Origin of the sequence: Pseudomonas silensiensis (assembly GCF_050434865.1) — a bacterium.
In the GTDB taxonomy this organism is placed as follows: domain Bacteria; phylum Pseudomonadota; class Gammaproteobacteria; order Pseudomonadales; family Pseudomonadaceae; genus Aquipseudomonas; species Aquipseudomonas fluorescens_W.
On sequence record NZ_JBNDJH010000006.1, the window covers coordinates 13,444 to 33,396 of the forward strand.

General features: G+C 60.1%; 18 protein-coding genes. 4 read left to right on the forward strand and 14 right to left on the reverse strand.

Annotated elements, in window-relative coordinates:
- Positions 1-160 precede the first annotated feature (160 nt).
- Positions 161-805 carry a cAMP-activated global transcriptional regulator CRP gene (crp, locus tag QF010_RS10445; protein ID WP_429533078.1) on the forward strand — a complete coding sequence of 215 codons (645 nt, stop codon included), beginning with the start codon at positions 161-163 and terminating at the stop codon, positions 803-805.
- Here the strand turns inward: crp and QF010_RS10450 are convergent.
- The 4 genes from QF010_RS10450 to QF010_RS10465 form a co-directional block, all read right to left on the reverse strand.
- A complete protein-coding gene (locus tag QF010_RS10450; protein WP_429533079.1) occupies positions 802-1,503 on the reverse strand; it encodes a lipoate--protein ligase family protein in 702 nt (233 codons plus the stop codon). The two genes, crp and QF010_RS10450, sit on opposite strands and share 4 nt — an antisense overlap.
- 67 nt (positions 1,504-1,570) lie before the next feature.
- A complete protein-coding gene (gene trpC / locus QF010_RS10455) occupies positions 1,571-2,407 on the reverse strand; it encodes an indole-3-glycerol phosphate synthase TrpC (RefSeq protein WP_033056196.1) in 837 nt (278 codons plus the stop codon).
- Positions 2,404-3,453: an anthranilate phosphoribosyltransferase gene (trpD, locus tag QF010_RS10460; RefSeq protein WP_033056197.1), complete on the reverse strand. Its 1,050-nt coding sequence runs from the start codon at positions 3,451-3,453 to the stop codon at positions 2,404-2,406. Before trpD ends, trpC begins: the two co-directional genes overlap by 4 nt.
- 9 nt (positions 3,454-3,462) lie before the next feature.
- Positions 3,463-4,056 carry an aminodeoxychorismate/anthranilate synthase component II gene (locus QF010_RS10465; protein ID WP_429533080.1) on the reverse strand — a complete coding sequence of 198 codons (594 nt, stop codon included), beginning with the start codon at positions 4,054-4,056 and terminating at the stop codon, positions 3,463-3,465.
- Positions 4,057-4,103: 47 nt separating this feature from the next.
- Here QF010_RS10465 and QF010_RS10470 point away from each other — a divergent pair, with 47 nt between their 5' ends.
- Positions 4,104-4,466, forward strand: coding sequence for a hypothetical protein (locus tag QF010_RS10470; RefSeq protein WP_429533081.1), 363 nt, complete (start codon positions 4,104-4,106; stop codon positions 4,464-4,466).
- Complete coding sequence (gene estP, locus QF010_RS10475) at positions 4,463-6,370, forward strand: esterase EstP (RefSeq protein ID WP_429533082.1); 1,908 nt, start codon at positions 4,463-4,465, stop codon at positions 6,368-6,370. The genes QF010_RS10470 and estP overlap by 4 nt, the downstream gene beginning before the upstream one ends.
- 81 nt (positions 6,371-6,451) lie before the next feature.
- Here the strand turns inward: estP and trpE are convergent, their stop codons facing one another.
- The 10 genes from trpE to QF010_RS10525 all read right to left on the reverse strand — a co-directional run bounded on the left by trpE (position 6,452) and on the right by QF010_RS10525 (position 18,847).
- Complete coding sequence (gene trpE, locus QF010_RS10480; protein WP_033056200.1) at positions 6,452-7,933, reverse strand: anthranilate synthase component I; 1,482 nt, start codon at positions 7,931-7,933, stop codon at positions 6,452-6,454.
- A 71-nt stretch (positions 7,934-8,004) separates the two neighbouring features.
- Entirely contained in the window at positions 8,005-8,823 is an 819-nt protein-coding gene (locus QF010_RS10485) for a phosphoglycolate phosphatase (RefSeq protein ID WP_429533083.1), read from the reverse strand.
- A complete protein-coding gene (rpe, locus tag QF010_RS10490; RefSeq protein ID WP_008035979.1) occupies positions 8,820-9,494 on the reverse strand; it encodes a ribulose-phosphate 3-epimerase in 675 nt (224 codons plus the stop codon). Before rpe ends, QF010_RS10485 begins: the two co-directional genes overlap by 4 nt.
- Positions 9,495-9,574: 80 nt before the next feature.
- The gene (locus QF010_RS10495) at positions 9,575-10,723 is read right to left on the reverse strand and encodes an iron-containing alcohol dehydrogenase (protein WP_429533084.1); all 1,149 of its coding nucleotides are present in this window, start codon (positions 10,721-10,723) and stop codon (positions 9,575-9,577) included.
- Positions 10,724-10,943: 220 nt separating this feature from the next.
- A complete protein-coding gene (locus QF010_RS10500; RefSeq protein ID WP_046052352.1) occupies positions 10,944-11,768 on the reverse strand; it encodes an ABC transporter permease in 825 nt (274 codons plus the stop codon).
- A 12-nt stretch (positions 11,769-11,780) separates the two neighbouring features.
- Positions 11,781-13,028: an ABC transporter permease gene (locus QF010_RS10505; protein WP_008147215.1), complete on the reverse strand. Its 1,248-nt coding sequence runs from the start codon at positions 13,026-13,028 to the stop codon at positions 11,781-11,783.
- Positions 13,029-13,247: 219 nt separating this feature from the next.
- A complete protein-coding gene (locus QF010_RS10510) occupies positions 13,248-14,291 on the reverse strand; it encodes an ABC transporter substrate-binding protein (RefSeq protein WP_033056205.1) in 1,044 nt (347 codons plus the stop codon).
- A gap of 50 nt (positions 14,292-14,341) precedes the next feature.
- Positions 14,342-15,466 carry an ABC transporter ATP-binding protein gene (locus QF010_RS10515; RefSeq protein ID WP_033056206.1) on the reverse strand — a complete coding sequence of 375 codons (1,125 nt, stop codon included), beginning with the start codon at positions 15,464-15,466 and terminating at the stop codon, positions 14,342-14,344.
- 351 nt (positions 15,467-15,817) lie between these two features.
- On the reverse strand, positions 15,818-16,447 hold the full coding sequence (locus QF010_RS10520) for a response regulator (RefSeq protein WP_003210977.1): 630 nt from the start codon (positions 16,445-16,447) through the stop codon (positions 15,818-15,820).
- Positions 16,448-18,847, reverse strand: coding sequence for a PAS domain-containing sensor histidine kinase (locus tag QF010_RS10525; protein ID WP_429533085.1), 2,400 nt, complete (start codon positions 18,845-18,847; stop codon positions 16,448-16,450).
- 73 nt (positions 18,848-18,920) lie between these two features.
- Here QF010_RS10525 and QF010_RS10530 point away from each other — a divergent pair, with 73 nt between their 5' ends.
- On the forward strand, positions 18,921-19,913 hold the full coding sequence (locus tag QF010_RS10530; protein WP_429533086.1) for an alpha/beta hydrolase family protein: 993 nt from the start codon (positions 18,921-18,923) through the stop codon (positions 19,911-19,913).
- The last annotated feature ends 40 nt before the right edge of the window (positions 19,914-19,953 follow it).

The window sequence follows — 19,953 nt, forward strand, 5'->3', positions numbered from 1 at the left end:
TCCTACGACGCAAGCCACTGCGCTGTAGGTAAATTCTCGAATATTGCAGGAAGTGTCTGTTAAGCTGGCGCCAATTCACTGGCGCATGGCCAGCTTTGTAGCAACCTCATCGGCTCATAAGAAAACCAAACACACCGTGAAGTCTTTTCGGGATACAACCATGGTTGCTACTACCCCAACACCCAAAATCAAGAACCTCGACAAGCTGCTGATGCACTGCCAGCGCCGTCGTTATGCGGCCAAAAGCAACATCATTTGTGCCGGCGACCGCTCGGACACGCTGTTCTTCATTATCAAGGGTTCGGTCACCATCCTGATCGAGGATGACGACGGTCGCGAAATGATCATTGCCTACCTGAACTCCGGAGACTTTTTCGGCGAGTTGGGCCTGTTCGAACAGGCCGGCCTGGAACAGGAACGCAGCGCTTGGGTGCGCGCCAAGATCGAATGCGAAGTCGCCGAGATCAGCTACGCGAAATTCCGCGAGCTGTCCCAACAGGATCCAGACATTCTTTACGTGCTCAGCGGACAAATCGCACAGCGCCTGCGCAACACCACCCGCAAAGTGGGTGACCTTGCCTTCTTCGACGTTACCGGCCGCGTCGCACGCTGCCTGCTGGAACTGTGCAAGCAGCCAGATGCAATGACCCATCCCGACGGCATGCAGATCAAAGTGACCCGTCAGGAGATCGGGCGGATTGTCGGTTGTTCACGTGAGATGGTTGGTCGCGTTCTCAAGGACCTGGAAGAACGCAACCTGGTGGACGTCAAAGGCAAGACCATGGTGGTCTTCGGTACGCGCTAAACCCTGAACATGTCTGCCAGCAAGTGGCGGTACAACGTGTCGAGTCGCCCTAATGCATCAGGTGCTGCATATTTTTCATGAAGAGCAATGTGGCTCTCGGCGCGAACTCGCTGCTCCAGGCCACAGGCTTCATTGAACCGGTTAACCGCCGCAACCATCGACTCACGCTCGTTATCGAGCAACAAAGCACCGTGCACCAACCCTACCGGACGCGTACCGCCCTTGCTCTGGCGCCAGCGTTGAGCCGTGCCGACCATCTTGCGCCCATCCAGGTTGACGTTGAAACGCCCATCACAGAACGCGCCCTCTATTCCACCCAAAGACGAAACGCCGCCCAACTCATCGAGTAACTGACAAATCGGATCGCAAAGCCGGCGATAACCGGTTTCGATGCGGTTCTGGTCACCCTCGCTACGCGGTGGCGCGTAGACCAGTGCGATGTTGATCGTCGAGGCCGATTGCGGCACCGGTTCACCGCCGGTCTCACGCAACAACACCGGCCAACCTGCCGCAGCCGACACCTCGCACGCGGCCTCGAACCCTGGCAGACGATTCAACCTTCGCGGCATGACCAGCGCCTTATCACTGGGTTGCCAGAACAGCAGGCCAAACTCCGAATCGCCGGTGCACACATGGGCCAACAGATCCTGTTCGGCGAGCAGGCCGGCTTCGACGGTCAAGGCGATGGGCTGGGTCATGGCAGTAGGCATCCTTTGTTTGGGGTATAAAAAAGCCGGCATCGCCGGCTTCTTCATTAAGTCACGTTCAGTCGAGTGTAGAACCGCTCACCGCGATACCACGCTCAGGAAAGAACAGACGCTGCAGTTCGGTGCCCGGGCTTTCGGCGCGCATGAACGCTTCGCCCACCAGGAACGCGTACACATCGCTGATTTCCATCAGTTCGACATCGGCCCGGTTGAGAATGCCACTTTCGGTGATCACCAAGCGATCACGCGGGATACGCGGCAACAGATCGAGGGTGGTTTCCAGATTGACTTCGAAGGTGTGCAGGTTGCGGTTGTTCACGCCGACCAACGGAGTGTCGAGGGTTTTCAAGGCCCGCTCCAGCTCGTCGCCATCGTGAACTTCTACCAGTACATCGAGGCCGACGCTTTTGGCGACGGCAGCCAGCTCGGCCATTTTCACGTCATCCAGTGCGGAGACGATCAACAGCACGCAGTCGGCGCCCAACGCTCGGGCTTCAACGATCTGGTATGGATCGATCATGAAGTCCTTGCGGATCACCGGCAGTTTGCACGCCGCCCGCGCCTGTTGCAGATACTCATCGGCGCCCTTGAAGTAATCGATATCGGTAAGCACCGACAGACAGGTCGCGCCGCCCTTCTCGTAACTCCTGGCGATGTCGGCGGGAATGAAATTCTCGCGGATAACGCCTTTGCTCGGTGAAGCTTTCTTGATTTCTGCAATGACCGCTGGCTGCTTGAGCTTGGCCTGAGCCAACAATGCCTTGGCAAAACCACGGGGTGCATCGGCCGCCTTGGCCAGACTTTCCAGCTCCGCCAGGCTTACGCGAGCGCTACGCTCGGCGACTTCCTGGACTTTACGGGCCAGAATGTTTTCCAGAACCGTCGGTACACTCATCCCTCATTCTCCACTCTGAATACCGCGGTAAATGCACCCAACTCCTCCAGTTTTTCCCGAGCGAGGCCTGTGTGCAGCGCATCGTGCGCCAGGGCAACGCCTTCTTTCAAACTGCTGGCATGGTCGGCGGCGTACAGCGCGGCACCGGCATTGAGCATAATCATTTCCGCGGCTTTCTGACCGTTCTCGGTCTTGCGCTTGCCCAGGGCATCGCGAATCAGCTCCAGCGAGGCCGCCGGGCTATCCACTGCCAGACCGTGCAGGCTCTGGCTTTTCATGCCCAGGTCTTCTGGCTCGACCCAATACTCGGTGACCTGGTCATCCTTCAATTCCGCCACGAAGGTCGGTGCCGCCAGACTGAACTCGTCCAGACCATCCTTCGAGTGCACCACCAGCACGTGCTTGCTGCCCATACGCTGCAAGACTTCGGCCAGCGGCCGGCACAACGCCTGACTGAACACGCCCACCACCTGATGCTTCACGCCGGCCGGATTCGTAAGCGGGCCGAGCATGTTGAACAGCGTGCGCAAGCCCAGCTCCCGACGCGGGCCGGCGGCGTGCTTCATGGCGCTGTGATGGGTCTGGGCGAACATGAAACCGATGCCGACGTTGTCGATGCAGCGTGCGACCTGAACCGGCGTCAGGTTCAAGTAGATACCCGCCGCCTCCAGCAAATCGGCGCTGCCGCTTTTGCCCGAGACCGCACGGTTACCGTGCTTGGCCACCGTGCACCCGGCCGCTGCGACTACGAATGAGGAAGCGGTCGAGACGTTGAAAATGTTCGCGCCATCGCCACCGGTGCCCACCACATCGACGACGCCGTCGAGGGTCTTGAGTTCGACCTTGTCCGCCAGCTCGCGCATGACCGACACGGCGCCGACGATCTCGTCGATGCTTTCGCTCTTCATGCGCATGGCCATCATGAACGCGCCGATCTGCGCATCCGTGCATTGACCGGTCATGATTTCGCGCATCACATCGCGCATCTCATCGGTGCTGAGGTCGAGCTGATCGACGATACGGCTCAGGGCTGTCTTGATATTCATGAAAAGTCCTTAGCGCGTGCCGCCGGTTTGTTTGAGGAAATTAGCGAACAGCTCGTGGCCCTGTTCGGTGAGGATCGACTCAGGGTGAAACTGGACGCCCTCGATGTTCAGTGTTTTGTGGCGCAGGCCCATGATCTCGTCGACCGAGCCGTCTTCAAGCTGGGTCCAGGCGGTCAGCTCCAGGCAATCGGGCAGGGTTTCGCGTTTTACGATCAGTGAATGATAGCGGGTGACTGTCAGCGGATGGTTCAGGCCTTCAAATACGCCTTTGTCCTCGTGGAACACCGGGCTGGTTTTGCCGTGCATGACCTGACGGGCGCGCACCACATCGCCACCAAAGGCCTGGCCGATGGACTGATGCCCCAGGCAGACGCCCAGAATCGGCAATTTGCCGCCAAAATGTTTGATCACTTCAATCGACACGCCGGCTTCGTTCGGCGTGCAAGGGCCGGGGGAAACGACGATCCGCTCAGGGTTGAGGGCTTCGATTTCGGCAATGGTGAGCTCATCGTTGCGCACGACTTTGACCTGGGAGCCAAGCTCACCGAGGTATTGCACAACGTTGTAAGTAAAAGAGTCGTAGTTATCGATCATCAGCAACATGGCGTTAAGAACCTCTTGAATTTACTGACTTTGAATACAGCCTTCGAATGATTTACCCGCAGCGTCCTGCACTTTGTCAGTCGCTGGAGTCGCGCTGCAAAGCGGTTTGTCTTGCGGGTAAAGAAGGCAAAGCGGTCAAGATCCGGCCGGGCCGGCAGAAGGATTCAGGCGCGCCAACGCCAACGGGCGTGTGCCTTGATGACTTGATCCAGAAGTTTGCTGACGATCAACACGGGGAAGGTCTCATTTATACGTCTCGGCACAGTAACTTAGCTGGGCAGAGCGTGCAATATGGGGCGATGGAAGCTCTTGAAACAATTGACGGGTTCGCGCCGAACGGCAACAGGCCCTATAGTTTTTGGCACTATCGTTTCACTCACTACAACAATAACAAACGGACTTGCTCATGATCAGACAGACGTTGGCTGTACCGCTTGCCGGCTGCTTGCTCACTATGGCCTGCACCCAGGCGATCGCGGCGCCCAACCCCTATTCGAATTTCATCGTCTTCGGCGATAGCCTCAACGATGCCGGGCAGTTTACCGACACGGGCGGCCCTCCCGGCTCGACGGTGCGCTTCACCAACCGGACCGGACCGATTTACCTGGACGGCAGCGGCGAAGTCTATTCCGCCAACTCGACCCAACTGCTGGGTGGCAAGCTCGGGTTTTCACCGGACCAGACGGCCGCTTCAACCTCAGCGGCACGCGCGAGCCAGGGCCTGCCGGACGGTAATAACTGGGCCGTCGGCGGTTACCGCACCGACCAGATCCTCACCTCGATCACCAGCGTATCCGCCACGGGTGAACGCGCCCGCCCGGGCTATCTGCCGACAAACAACTTCAGCGCCGATCCGAATGCGCTGTATTACATTTCCGGGGGTGGTAACGATTTTCTTCAGGGACGAGTACAAAGTGGCGCTCAGGCGAATGCCGCTGCGGATCGACTGGCCAACAGCGTCCAGGTTCTGCAAACCGCCGGCGCCCGATACATTATGGTCTGGCTCCTGCCCGACCTGGGTTTGACGCCCGCCATCAATGGCACGCCCCAGCAGGCACCCACCTCACTTCTGAGCTCTGCCTTCAACCGGCAACTGGTCACTCGACTGGCAGGGATCGATGCCGAAATCATCCCGCTGAACATTCCGCTGCTGTTGCAGGAAACCTTCGCCGATCCGGCTCGATTCGGTTTTGCTACCGGCCAGAACCTGACGGCGACCTGTTTCAGCGGTAACAGCTGCACCGAAAACCCTACGTATGGCATCAACAGTGCCACCCCGGACCCCAGCAAGCTGATTTATAACGATGGGGTTCATCCGACCGAAGCCGGGCAAAAACTGATTTCCGACTACGCCTATTCCTTACTGGCAGCGCCTTGGGAGCTGACGTTGTTGCCGGAAATGGCCCACGCCACCTTGCGTGCGCACCAGGATGAACTGCGTAGCCAATGGCAATCGGACTGGGAGAACTGGCAGGCGGTCGGCCAATGGCGAGCCATTGTCGCCGGTGGCGGCCAGCATCTGGATGTCGACAGCCAAAGCAGCGGAGCCAGCGCCGACGGCGACGGTTACAACCTGAACATCGGTGGCAGCTATCGTCTCAATGACGCCTGGCGCGTCGGTGTGGCAGCGGGTTTCTATCGGCAGAACCTGGAAGCAGGCAATAACGATTCGGACTACAAACTCAACAGCTACCTGGCCACCGCCTTCGCCCAGTTCCAGCAGAATCGCTGGTGGGCCGATGCCGCGTTGACCGGTGGCAAGCTGGATTACGACAACCTCAAACGCAAATTCGACCTGGGTGCCAGCGAAGGTGCGGAGAAAGGCGATACCGATGGATATCTGTGGGCCTTCAGCACACGGGTTGGCTACGACATTGCGCAACCGGGCAGCGAGTGGCACCTGTCGCCATTCATCAGTGCCGATTACGCAAAAGTGGACGTTGATGGCTATTCGGAAAACAGCACTCGTTCCACGGCGCTGAACTTTGATGATCAGACCCGCGATTCAAAACGTCTGGGCGCCGGTCTGCAGGGTAAGTATCAGATCACCGCGCAGACTCAAGTGTTCGGCGAATACGCGTATGAGCGTGAATACGAGGATGACACTCAGAAAGTAAACATCGCGCTCAACAGCCTGCCGTCCCTGGACTTCAAACTGGACGGCTATACACCGCAAAGCCACTTGAATCGCGTGAGCCTGGGGGTCAGCCACAAGTTGACGGCTGATCTGGCGCTGCGTGGCGGATACACGTTCCGCAAGGATGATGACTTTACCCAGCAAGGGCTTACCGTTGGCGTTGCGCTGGACTTCTGATCCGGCAAACAGCAGGCACAAAAAACGCGGCGCCCTCACAGGTGCCGCGTTTTTTTATGCTAGTGAGTTCCCTGTGGGAGCTCAGGCGTCCGGGGTTTGTTCGGCCAGGGCCACGGCACGGAACATCGCGCGGCGCTTGTTCAAGGTTTCTTCCCATTCCAGCGCAGGCACCGAGTCAGCAACGATGCCGCCACCGGCCTGCACGTGCAGTTCGCCGTTCTTGATCACCGCGGTGCGGATCGCGATCGCGGTGTCCATGTTGCCGTTCCAGGCGAAGTAGCCGACCGCGCCGCCATAGACTCCACGCTTGACCGGTTCCAGTTCGTCGATGATTTCCATCGCGCGAATCTTCGGTGCGCCAGACAAGGTGCCCGCCGGCAGAATCGCCCGCAATGCATCCATCGCCGTCAGCCCGGCCTTCAATTGACCGGTGACGTTGGAAACGATGTGCATCACGTTGGAATAACGCTCGATCACCATTTTCTCGGTGAGTTTCACCGAACCGATTTCCGAAACCCGACCGGTGTCGTTACGGCCCAGGTCGATCAGCATCAAGTGCTCGGCGATTTCCTTGTCGTCGGACAGCAGGTCTTTTTCCAGTGCGAGGTCGGCCTCTTCGTTGGCGCCGCGCGGACGGGTGCCGGCGATCGGGCGCACGGTGATCAGGTTGTCTTCGACCCGCACCAGCACTTCCGGCGAACTGCCGACGACGTGGAAGTCGCCGAAGTTGAAGAAGTACATATAAGGCGTCGGGTTGAAGCAACGCAGCGCCCGGTACAGATCGATCGGCGCAGCCTTGAAGTCGATCGACATACGCTGGGACGGCACGACCTGCATGCAGTCACCGGCCAGGATGTATTCCTTGATGGTGTCGACGGCTTTTTCGTAATCACCCTGGGTGAAGCTCGAACGGAATACCGGATCAGCAGACTGTTGCTTGCTGAAATCCAGGCCACGGCGCGGGGTAATCGGCTGACGGAGTTTTTCCAGCAACTCTTCCAGGCGCGCCTGGCCTTGCTCGAAAGCATCGTCCTGCGAGGGATCGGCCAGGACAATCGCGTGCATCTTGCCGGCGAGGTTGTCGAAAACCACTACCGCGTCGGACACCATCAGCAGAATGTCCGGCACGCCCAACGGATCCGGGTTCGGGCACTTACCCAGACGCTTTTCCACATAACGCACGCAGTCGTAACCGAAGTAACCCACCAAGCCGCCATTGAAGCGCGGCAGGCCAGGAATGGTCGGCACGTTGTAGCGAGCCTTGAATGCTTCGACGAAGGCCAGCGGATCTTCGGCTTCGTGGCTTTCGATCTCGATGCCGTCGTGGGTCACGCTAATGTGATGATCATGAACCCGCAGCACGGTGCGGCACGGCAGGCCGATGATCGAGTAACGGCCCCATTTCTCCCCGCCCTGCACCGATTCCAGCAGGTAGGAGTTGGGCTCGTCGGCGAGCTTCAGGTAGATCGAAAGCGGCGTGTCGAAGTCGGCCAGGGTTTCGCAGGCAAGCGGGATGCGGTTATAGCCGGCAGCGGCCAAACGCAGGAATTCTTCGCGGATCATGGGGTAGCCTCGTGGCTTGAGGGTCTAACAGTCAGGTATGCAAACGCGCCGGTATGCCGGCCAGGAACAAGTCAGGCGCGCCAACGCCAGCGGGCCAGGGCCTTGATGACTTTCATCCAGAGTTTGCGAGTGACCACCACGATGGCGTTTCCAGAAGGGGGTTGAGCAGCGTCGGGCAACGTTATCTCAGCGGCTGGATCCAGGCAACCGGGAATTAACTTGCGCAGATCGTCGATCACCAGCGCCGGCGACTCTTCGGCAATCGGCCGGCCGTGGTTATAGCCGTAGCTGAGCGCCACACACTTGACCCCCGCCGCTTTCGCCGCCAGCACATCGCTGCGCGAATCGCCGACGAACAAGGATTGCGACGCCGGGATGTTGGTCATTTTCATCACGAAAAACAGCGCTGCCGGGTCCGGCTTTTTCTGTGGCAGGGTGTCGCCGCCGATGATCAAGCGGAAGTAACGACCGATTTTCATCTGATCCAGCAGCGGCGCGACGAAGCGCTCCGGCTTGTTGGTGATCAGCGCCATCTCGACACCCTGCTTGTGCAGCCATTTCAGGGTGTCGCGCACGCCGGGGTAAACCACCGTCAGCTCGTGACCGTCCTCGTAAAAACTGTTGAACAGTTCCAGGGCATGCTCGGCCTCGACCTCATCGACACCCTCGGCGTCGATGTGGTTGGCCAAGGCCCGGCGTACCAGCGTGTGCACGCCGTTGCCCACCCAATCACGCACCGATTCGATGCCGGCAGGTTGACGCCCGAGTTTGAGCAGCATGTTATCCACAGCCGCTGCGAGGTCAGGGACCGAATCGACCAGCGTGCCATCCAGATCGAACATCACCAGCCGCGGCAGAGACCCCGGGAACAACTGCTCAAAGCCACTCATGGGCGGGCCAGCGCCAGTTCGGAACGCATCTTTTCAATCACCTCTTGGTAGTTCGGTGCATTGAAGATCGCCGAGCCGGCGACGAAGGTGTCGGCGCCAGCAGCGGCGATTTCACGAATGTTGTTCACGTTCACGCCGCCGTCGATCTCCAGGCGAATGTCACGGCCGGATGCATCGATCAGCGCCCGCGCTTCCCGCAGCTTGTCGAGGGTGCCAGGGATGAACTTCTGCCCGCCGAAGCCCGGGTTGACGCTCATCAGCAGGATCATGTCGACCTTGTCCATCACGTACTTGAGCACGTCCAGCGGGGTCGCCGGGTTGAACACCAGGCCCGACTTGCAGCCACCTTCGCGGATCAGTTGCAGGGAGCGGTCGACGTGCTGCGTGGCTTCCGGGTGAAAAGTGATGTAGGTCGCGCCGGCTTCGATGAAGTCACCGACGATGCGGTCCACCGGGCTGACCATCAGGTGCGCGTCGATCGGCGCGGTCACGCCGTACTTGCGCAACGCGGCACACACCATCGGGCCGATGGTCAGGTTCGGCACGTAGTGGTTGTCCATGACGTCGAAGTGCACGAAGTCGGCGCCAGCGGCCAGGACGTTGTCCACTTCTTCACCCAGGCGGGCGAAGTCGGCGGAGAGAATCGACGGAGCAATTACGAAGGGCTGCATGACGCACCTTTTTTGAGCAGAATCACGATGGCGCGCATTGTATACCTCATGCTTTGACCCGCGCGACGTGGCCGCGATGATCAGTAAGCCGCTCGGTAGATCTTCTCGATATCAACCGCACTCAATTTGCGCGGATTGTTGCGCATCAGGCGCTCAATCCCCGCCGCTTCCACGGCCATGGCCGGGATGGCGTCTTCGGGAACGCCGAAGCTGTGCAGGCCCGGCGGGATTTCCACCGCGGCGCACAACTCGGTCATCGCCTCTACGGCCTTGTCCGCCGCGTCGTTGGCGCTCAGATGAGCGGTCTTCACCCCCATGGCCTCGGCGATATCTTGCATGCGCTCCACGCAGGCCATTTTGTTCCAGGTCATGACATACGGCAGCAGCAAGGCGTTGCTGACCCCATGGGCAATGTTGAAACGGCCGCCCAGCGGATACGCCAGCGCATGCACCGCGCCGACCCCGGCATTACCGAACGCCATACCGGCCATCAGGCTGGCGGTGGCCATGTCTTCGCGGGCCTGGAGATTGGACGGATTGGCGTAAGCCTTGGGCAGCGCCTTGGCGATGAGCTTGATGGCGCCGATGGCCAGCGCGTCGGTAATCGGTGAGGCGTTCAACGACAGATAGGACTCGATGGCGTGCACCAGCGCATCGACGCCACTGGCGGCGGTAACGCTGCGCGGACAGGTAAGTGTCATTTGCGGGCTGACCAGCGCCACGTCCGGTAATAGATAGTCGCTGACGATGCCTTTCTTGAGCTGCGCGACCTTGTCGGAGAGGATCGCCACGTTAGTGACTTCCGAGCCGGTGCCCGCGGTGGTCGGTATGGCGATCAGCGGTGGGCCTTTGCGCGGCACCTGATCGATGCCGAACAGATCCTCCAGCGCCCCGTGATAACCGGCGTAGGCCGCGACACTTTTAGCGATGTCGATGGCACTGCCGCCGCCAAGGCCGATCAGTCCGTCGTGCCCACCCTCGCGGTAGGCCCGCATGCAGTCTTCGACGATGGCGATTTCCGGGTCTGGCAGCACACGGTCGAAAATTTCGTAGGTTCGGTCGCCCAACTGCGCCAGCGCCAGCTCGACCGTGCCGGATTTGACCAATGCGGCATCGGTGACGATCAGCGGGTTGTCGATGTCCAGGCGTGTCAGTTCAGCCGCCAGTTGCTCGATGGCACCAGCGCCGGTGATCAGTTTGTGAGCGATTTTGAAAGAGGAAAGACTCATGTGCGCAGCCTCTTATAGATAGGGGAGCTGGGCACAAGAGTAGCTGGGGTTTGGGGTTTGTCTGCTATTCAGCCAATGAATGAGCGACGATCCCGAAAACACCATAAATCACTGTGGGAGCGGGCTTGCTCGCGAAGAGGCCCTTGCAGTCAACATAGATGTTGAATGTTAGACCGCTTTCGCGAGCAAGCCCGCTCCCACAATTTGACCGAGTGCGGCTTCAGACCTGGGCGGTACGCAGTTTCTCGCTGCGGCCGCGCAGCCACTCGAGGGTCAGCAACAGGATCACCGAGAAGGCAATCAGCAACGTCGCCGCCGCCGCGATGGTCGGGCTGAGGTTTTCGCGGATACCGCTGAACATCTGCCGTGGCAATGTCGCTTGTTCGGGACCGGCGAGGAACAGCGTCACCACCACTTCATCGAACGAAGTCGCAAAGGCAAACAGTGCACCGGAGATCACGCCGGGCGCAATCAGCGGCAGTGTCACTCGACGGAACGCCGTCAGCGGTGAAGCCCCAAGGCTCGCAGCGGCGCGCACCAGGTTCTGGTTAAAGCCCTGCAAGGTCGCCGACACGGTAATGATCACAAACGGCACGCCCAACACCGCATGCACCACGATCAGCGAGAAGAAGCTGTTACCCAGGCCCAGTGGCGCGAAGAACAGATAGCTCGCCACACCGATGATCACCACCGGAACCACCATCGGCGAAATCACCAGCGCCATCACCAGCGGCTTGCCGGGGAAGTCGCCCCGTGTCAGGCCGATGGCCGCCAGCGTACCGAAGATCATCGCCAGTACCGTCGCCGCCGGAGCCACGATGATGCTGTTCTTCAGCGAACGCATCCACTCGGCCGAAGCGAAGAAATCCTGGTACCAGTGCAGCGAAAAACCTTGCAACGGGTACACCAGAAAACTCCCGGAGTTGAACGACAGCGGGATGATCACCAGCACCGGCAGGATCAGGAACAACAGGACCAGCCCGCAGAGAATGCGCAAGCTGTAGAACCACACCCGCTCAATGGGCGACATATAAGGACTCAGCATTTCGTTCTCCCCTTAGCTCAGGCGCAGGCGACTGGCGCCCACCAGCCAGCTGTAAATCAGATAAAGCACCACGGTCGCCAACAGCAGCAGCCCACCGAGTGCGGTCGCCATGCCCCAGTTGATGCTGGTGTTGGTGTAGAAGGCGACGAAGTAACTGACCATCTGATCGTTCGGACTGCCCAGCAACGCCGGGGTGATGTAGTAGCCGATGGCGAGGATGAACACCAACAGGCAACCGGCGCCGACACCGGCATAGGTCTGCGGGAAGTACACCCGCCAGAAGCTGGCGAACGGGTGGCAGCCGAGGGAAATCGCGGCACGCATGTAGGTCGGCGAAATGCCTTTCATCACGCTGTAGATCGGCAGAATCATGAACGGCAGCAGGATGTGCACCATGGAGATGTAAACCCCGGTGCGGTTGAACACCAGCTCCAGCGGTTTATCGATGATGCCCATGGCCATGAGGCCGCTGTTGATCAAGCCACCCGATTGCAGCAACACGATCCACGCGGCGACTCGCACCAGGATCGAGGTCCAGAACGGCAGCAGCACCAGGATCATCAGCAAGTTGCTTTGCCGTGACGGCAGGTTCGCCAACAGATAGGCCAACGGATAAGCCAGCAGCAGGCAGATCACGGTGATGATCAGCCCCATCCAGAAGGTCCGGGCGAAGATGTCGAGGTAAATCGCCTGATCGGGCGTGGCCGGGGCGATTTCGCCGAGGTCGTCGATACGGTGATCGACCGCCGCCAGCAAGTAATAAGGCGTGATGCTGCTGGTGTTGCGGCGCACCGCTTGCCAGTAGGCCGGGTCGCCCCAGCGTTCGTCGAGACCTTCCAGCGCTTCTTTATAGGAGGCCGGTTCGGTGGCGAACGGTAAGGCACGTGCCGTTTTGGTCAGCAGGCTGCGGTAGCCGGCCAACTCCATGTTCAAGCGCTTGGACAGGTCGCCTAGGGTCTGATTCTTGCGGGCTTCAGCGAGGTCTTCGCTGGTCGCCTTGTAAACCGGTTCAGCGGGCAGGCCTCGGCCATCCCAACTGGCGATGGCCGCCACGGTGCGCGGCATGCCGCCGACCACTTCCGGGTTACCAACGCTTTTGTAGAGCAGCGCCACGATGGGCACCAGGAACACCAGCAACAGAAACAGCACCAACGGCGCGATCAAGGCTTGTGCTTTCCAGCGGTTGATCCGCTCGGCGTGCTTGAGCCGCTGCTTCAAGGTGGGGTCGGTGCCCGCGTTCAGGGGAATGGCGGTGGCCATGGCGTACTCCGGAAATCTTTGATCGTTGCAGAGATGGGAACGCCATCTCGATCGTTATGTGGGAGCGGGCTTTTGTGGCGAGCGAGCTTGCTCGCGCTGGGCAGCGAAGCGGCCCCAAAATCCTGTTAACACTGCCAATTTTGTGAGTGCTGCGCACTCAAGCGGGAGCAAGCTCCCTCGCCACAAAAGCTCGCCCTCACAGGAGGGCGAGCCCTCTGCTTACTTCGCAGCCCAGGAATTGAAGCGCTGTTCCAGTTGCTCACCGTTGTCAGCCCAGAAGCTGACGTCGATCTGCACCTGGTTGGCGATGTTTTCCGGGGTGGTCGGCATGTCTTTCAGGACATCCTTGGCCAGCAACGGTACGGCTTGGGTGTTGGCCGGGCCGTAGGCGATGTTTTCCGAGTAGGTCTTTTGCTGCTGCGGCATCACCGAGAACGCGATGAATTTCTTCGCCGCTTCAGCGCGTGCTTTATCCAGACCTTTCGGGATGGCCCATGCGTCGAAGTCGTAGATACCGCCATTCCAGACAACTTTCAGGTTGCTTTCTTTCTGCACGGCAGCGATCCGGCCGTTGTAGGCCGAGCTCATGACCACGTCACCGGAAGCGAGGTATTGCGGCGGCTGTGCGCCGGCTTCCCACCACTGGATGCTTGGCTTGAGCTCATCAAGCTTCTTGAACGCGCGGTCCTGACCATCCTTGCCGGCCAGTACTTTGTAGACGTCTTTCGGCGCAACGCCGTCGGCCATCAGAGCGAATTCCAGGGTGTACTTGGCGCCTTTGCGCAGGCCACGCTTGCCCGGGAATTTCTTGGTGTCCCAGAAATCCACCCAGCTGGTCGGTGCGGAAGCCAGTTTGTCGGCGTTGTAGGCCAGCACGGTCGACCACACGAAGAAGCCCACGCCGCATGGCTGGATGGCGCCTTTGACGTAGTCTTCGGACTTGCCGAACAACTTCGGATCAAGCTGCTCGAACATGTCTTCGTCGCAACCACGGGACAGTTCTGGCGATTCAACTTCTACCAGGTCCCAGGACACGCTCTTGGTGTCGACCATGGCTTTGACCTTGGCCATTTCGCCGTTGTATTCGCCCGCCACGATCTTGCCGTTACCCGCCGCTTCCCACGGTGCGTAGAAGGCTTTGACCTGCGCTGCCTTGTTCGCCCCGCCAAAGGACACCACGGTCAGGTCCGGGCCCGCCGCCATTGCGTGTGCCGCACCGATCATGCCCATGACCAAAGCGGTGAATTTCAGGGATCTCAACATTTATTGTTCTCTCCACGTGCAGGGTTGTGTTGTTGAAGCAGGGGGGGCGATCAATGCGCCTCTAGAAGTGGGTCGAGCGCGCGAACGTGTTCGACCTGCCAGCCAAGCGGTACCACGTCGCCGACGGCCAGCGCGGGATCGAGCTCGGCAATCGGTTGTTTCACAAAAAAATCGGTCTTGCCGCAGACTTCCAGGCGAACCCGGACGTGGTCGCCCAGATAGATGAATTCCTCCACCCTCCCTGAGAAGCGGTTGGCACATTGATCGCTTGCGCCGTTGAGGCTGATGCGCTCGGGGCGAATCGACAGCGTGACCGGTTCGCCGGTCTTGCCGACGTTGACCGCCAGGGCTTCAACCTTTTCACCACGCCCCAACTCAACCACGCAGCGGTCTCCGGTGTGGCTGTGCAAGCGGCCATTGAGGCGGTTGTTCTCGCCGATGAAGTTGGCGACGAAGGTGTTTTTCGGCTCTTCGTACAGGGTGCGCGGCGGCGCGATCTGCTGGATCTCGCCCTGGTGGAACACGGCCACGCGGTCGGACATGGTCAGGGCTTCACCCTGGTCGTGGGTCACGTAGACCACGGTCACGCCGAGGCGCTGGTGCAGATGCTTGATTTCCATCTGCATGTGTTCACGCAGTTGTTTGTCGAGTGCGCCGAGGGGTTCGTCCATCAGCACCAGTTGCGGTTCGAACACCAAGGCACGGGCCAGGGCCACACGCTGCTGCTGACCGCCGGACAGTTGCCCCGGATAACGCTGGGCGAAGGTGTCGAGCTGAACCATGCTCAGGACTTTTTTGACCTTGTCGCTGACATCGCTCTTGTTCAAACCGCGTACGGTCAGCGGGAACGCCAGGTTCTCGGCGACCGTCATGTGCGGGAACAGCGCGTAGTTCTGGAACACCATGCCGATGTCACGCTTGTGCGGCGGCACGTTGTTGATGGAACGCCCGGCCAGCTGGATTTCGCCTGCGGTCGGTGTTTCGAAACCGGCGAGCATCATCAGGCTGGTGGTTTTGCCGGAGCCGGACGGCCCGAGCAAGGTGAGGAATTCGCCTTTGCGAATCTCCAGGTTGAGGTCTTTGACGATCAGGTTCTCGCCGTCGTAGCTTTTTTGTACTCCACGAAAGCTGACCAGAATATCGCTGGCCCCTGCGCTTGAATCGACCTGGCTCATACCCACACCTTTGTTGTTGATGACTGCTGTGGACTAAGCCTAGTGGACGCTGCCGACCACGCAAATCGGGGCGCAGGAGAGAATGGCCTCAGCAGGATGGAAGGTTGGGGGTAGGGATTGCCCTACAAGGATGGCGGGGATGGATATGTGGATTGGGTATTACAACAGGCGGTGGGCTGCAAGCCGCAGGAACCGGCAATAGCGATATCATTGAATGTCGCAAACAGACAAGCCACCACATTCCGTGTAGGAGTGAGCCTGCTCGCGATAGCGGTGTGTCAGTCGACATAATTTGCACTGAACCACCGCCATCGCGAGCAGGCTCACTCCTACAATGTTCGGTGGCGTGTCTTAGAGCAGTTTGTGCTCCATCGCGTACTTCACCAGTTCCGCCAGGGAGGTGATGTTGAGTTTCTGCATCAGCCGCGCCTTGTGGGTGCTGATGGTTTTGCTGCTCAAGGCCAGTTGCTGGGCGATGTCGTTGACGTTGGCGCCTTGGGCCAGGCGTTCGAACACTGAGAATTCGCGCTCGGAGAGCAACGAGTGCAACGGTCGCGAATCGGTCAGGCCGACTTCGAAGACCATGCGGTCGGCCAGGTCCGGGTCAATGTAGCGCCCGCCCGCCGCGACCTTGCGGATTGCCGTCAGCAGCAGCGCCGGATCGCTATCCTTGGTCGCATAACCCGCGGCGCCGACCTTCAACGCACGGGCGGCCATTTGCGCTTCGTCGTGCATCGACAACACCAGAATCGCTGGCGGATTGTTCAGCGCGCGAATCCGCGGAATCGCCTCCAGACCGTTAACCCCGGGCATGGAGATGTCCAGCAAGACCACTTCGCAGGGAACATGACGCAAGGTCTCGAGCAACTGCTCGCCATTGCTCGCCTCCCCTACCACCAGCAAATCCTTGGCCAGGCCGATCAATTGCTTGATGCCTTCGCGGACGATGGTGTGGTCTTCGGCTACCAGTACACGGATCACTTACTTCTCCTCATCCAGCGGCACTCGTACGCTCAGGGTCGTGCCTTCACCCGGTTCACTCTCAAGCGACAACTGTCCGCCCATGATCAACACTCGCTCGCGCATGCCGACCACCCCGAAGGATGTTGACCTACCGGTGGCAGGGACAAATCCTACGCCATCATCGCTGACGGTCAGACACAACTCGTCGCCTTCCACCGCCAATGTCAGTTCGACAGTATGCGCCTGGGCATGGCGCATGACATTCGTCAGCGCTTCCTGGAGGATCCGGAACAGGCCAATCGCCTTGGCATCACTGAGCACCGGCAGGTTCTCCGGCACCTGCACCAGACACGGAATCTGCGTGCGCGCCTCGAATCGGCGGGCCTGCCACTCGATGGCCGAGGCGATCCCGGCGTCGAGAATCGGTGGCCGCAGTGCCGTGGCGACATCGCGAACCAGTTGGAACAGCTGAGCGATCAAACGCTTCATGCTGTTCAAACGTTCGTTCAGACCAGGGTCGAGCTGCGCGTAGGCCAGTTCGCACATGGAGGTTTCCAGCTTCAGCACGGTGAGCATCTGACCCAGTTCGTCGTGAACTTCCCGGGCGATTCGGGCCTTTTCCTCTTCCCGCACGCTCTCCAGGTGCGCGGACAACTCACGCAACTGCTCGCGAGAGCTGGCCAGCTCCAGTTCAATACGCTTGCTCTCGCTGATGTCCCAGACGATCCCGTCCCAGACATAGGCGCCGTCTTCGAGCCGGCGGGTGATGGCCTTGATTTCGGCCCAACGTTGTTCACCCGAACGGGTGAGAATCCGTCCCTGCCACGACCAGTCACTGTCGGTATCCAGCGCATGGTCCTGGGTTTGGTGATAACTGGCCTTGTCGTCCGGGTGCACCAGGCTGCGCAGGCCTTTATCGCGATGGGCCAGGGTGGCCGGTGAGTAACCCACCAGGCTCTCGCTGCCTTCACTGATGTAGGCAAAGTCGATCTGCCCCGTCACCGGCGCCCGTTCCAGACGAAAGACCAGCCCTGGAACGTTGGCGGCAATCCCTTGCAGACGCGCCTCGCTTTCTTGCAGCGCAGCCAATGCACGACGGCGCTCGGTGACGTCATTGAGGTAGACCACCAGGTATTCGCTGTCGCGAAACCGCAAAAAGCTCAGCGAAACATCCACCGGCAGGTTGCTGCCATCTGCCCGTACGCAGTTGGTTTCGAAACTTTGCGGGCCTTCCTCGCTGGCCCGGGCGCGTTTCCACAGGTTCAGCCAGCGATCCATGTGTAAGCCGGGCTCGAAGTCGATCAGCGGCCGATCAATGATCCCGCCCGCCGGATAACCCAGCATGGTTTCGGCCGCGCGATTGGCGTAGCGCACATGGCTGTCCCAGTTGACCCAAAGGATACCGACGGTGCTCTGGTCGATGGAAAACTGGGTGAGGCGCAACGCTTCTTCGCTGGCGGCACGCAGGGCAATGTCTTCGCGCGCGGCCCGCAAACGATGCTCAAGACTGTGCTGCTGCCGACGCTGCCAGAACACGATGGCCATGCTGCTCAGCATCAGCACCGCCAACAGCAGACAGAGGTTTTGCCAGAACCCCGGGGACTCGGTCAGCCGCGGGTATTTAGGTTGCAGCCATTGGTTGTGCAGTTGCTCCAGGTCCTTGGCCGGGATCGCCCGCAAGGCGCTTTCGACGATGCTGGCCAGTTCCGGCCAATCCCGGCGCGTGGCCACCCGCAACAGTTGCGGCAAGCCGATATCGCCGACCACCACCAGCCCGGCGAATTCCGGTTCGGCGGACAAACGCCCCAGTTGCGCTTCGTCGACCACGGCGTAACTGGCCTGCTGACTCAGTAACAGTTGCAGTGCCTGGCGCTCGATCGGTACGCCTTGAAGGTTCAGGTGCGGGTAATTACTGCGCAGGTAATCGGCGGTGGCGCCGGGCATGCGCACGGCAACGCGGGTCTGGCTGTCGAGTTTTTCCAGCTCGACCACGCCGGTGCTTTTCTGGTCGCTGACCACCAGTTGCGGCACCCGCATATACGGGTCGGAAAACTGCCAGAGCCGCAGGCCACCGGGGGTTTGGGTCAGCCCCGGAGCGATGTCGATTTCACCCTCGCGCGCGGCGTCTTCCAACTGCGCCAGGTCGGGAAAGTTGCGCCAGCTCAGCTCGACTTTAAGCGCCTTGGCCAGCCACTTCATCAGCTCGACATTGACCCCGGACAAACGCTGCAAACGGCGATCGTATTGGGCGTAGGGCACTTGCAGCACCAGTCCCACGCGCAATTCGCCATGTTGCGCCAGCCATTGCTGCTGGCCCGCGGACAATTGCGCGACGTGCACCGGCGGCGCGGGAGCCGCCCAGCCCATCAAGGGAAACCACAAACAGCCGATAACCCACAGGCAGCGAAAACGCATCATCGAAATCTCACACACTGACAAATACTGACCAACCCATTAGGCTGCCGGAATAACTTCTGGCCTGGAATATCCGATGCCCCCTGTCTACCGCCTGGCACTGCCAGCATTGTGCCTGTCGCTGATCCTGCCTTGCGCCTTTTCTGTCGAGGCCGCCGACCCGGTACCTGCCGCAACGGAAACACCCGCCGAAGAAAAGCCGGTCGAGCGCCAGCCGCTGCTTGAGCGTAGTCAGGAAGAAGCGAACGCACTTGAGCGACAGATCCCGGCTCAGGAACAGCAGCAACTGCAAGCGGGCAGCGACACGTTTCTGGCCTTGTGGAAACCGGCCAATACCGCCGAACCCAAAGGCGCGGTGATTATCATCCCGGGCGCCGGCGAAACCGTTGACTGGCCGCAAGCAATCGGTCCATTACGACGTAAATTGCCGGACGCCGAATGGAGCAGCCTGAGTATCACCTTGCCGGACCTGCAAAGCGATGCCATTGCGCCGCGTATCGTAGAAGTCGCCCCCACACCAAAAGCCGCTGACACCGGCAGCAAAGACTCGACCACCGCAGCGCCCATCGAACAAGCGGCGGGCGGTGAAGCAGAGGTGGCGGACAAGGTGATCGCCGAAACCACCGAGGAACAGGCCAAAGCCGACGCCGAACGAATCTTCGCCCGCATCGACGCCGCGATTGCCTACGCCGAACAGCAAAGCGCTCGCCGCATTGTCGTGCTGGGGCACGGTACTGGCGCTTACTGGGCCGCGCGCTACCTGAGCGAGAAGCAGCCTTCGCAAGTGGAGAAGTTTGTGATGGTCGCCGCTCAAATGCCGGCGAAAGCCAAACCAGAACTGGTCGAACTGACACCGACCCTGAAACTGCCCACCGCAGACATCTTCTATATGGACAAGCCGCTGGATCGCAACCTGGCACTGGAACGCTTGCAGGCCAGCAAACGCTTGAAGACTTCGGGATTCAGCCAGGTTTCGCTCAAGGCATTGCCGGGTAATTCCAAGGCTGAGCAAGAGCAGCTGTTCCGTCGGGTGCGGGGCTGGTTGAATCCGCAGAACGCGGTGAACTGATAGACCGCGCGGTGCCATCGTCGGATCGCGGCCTTACAGA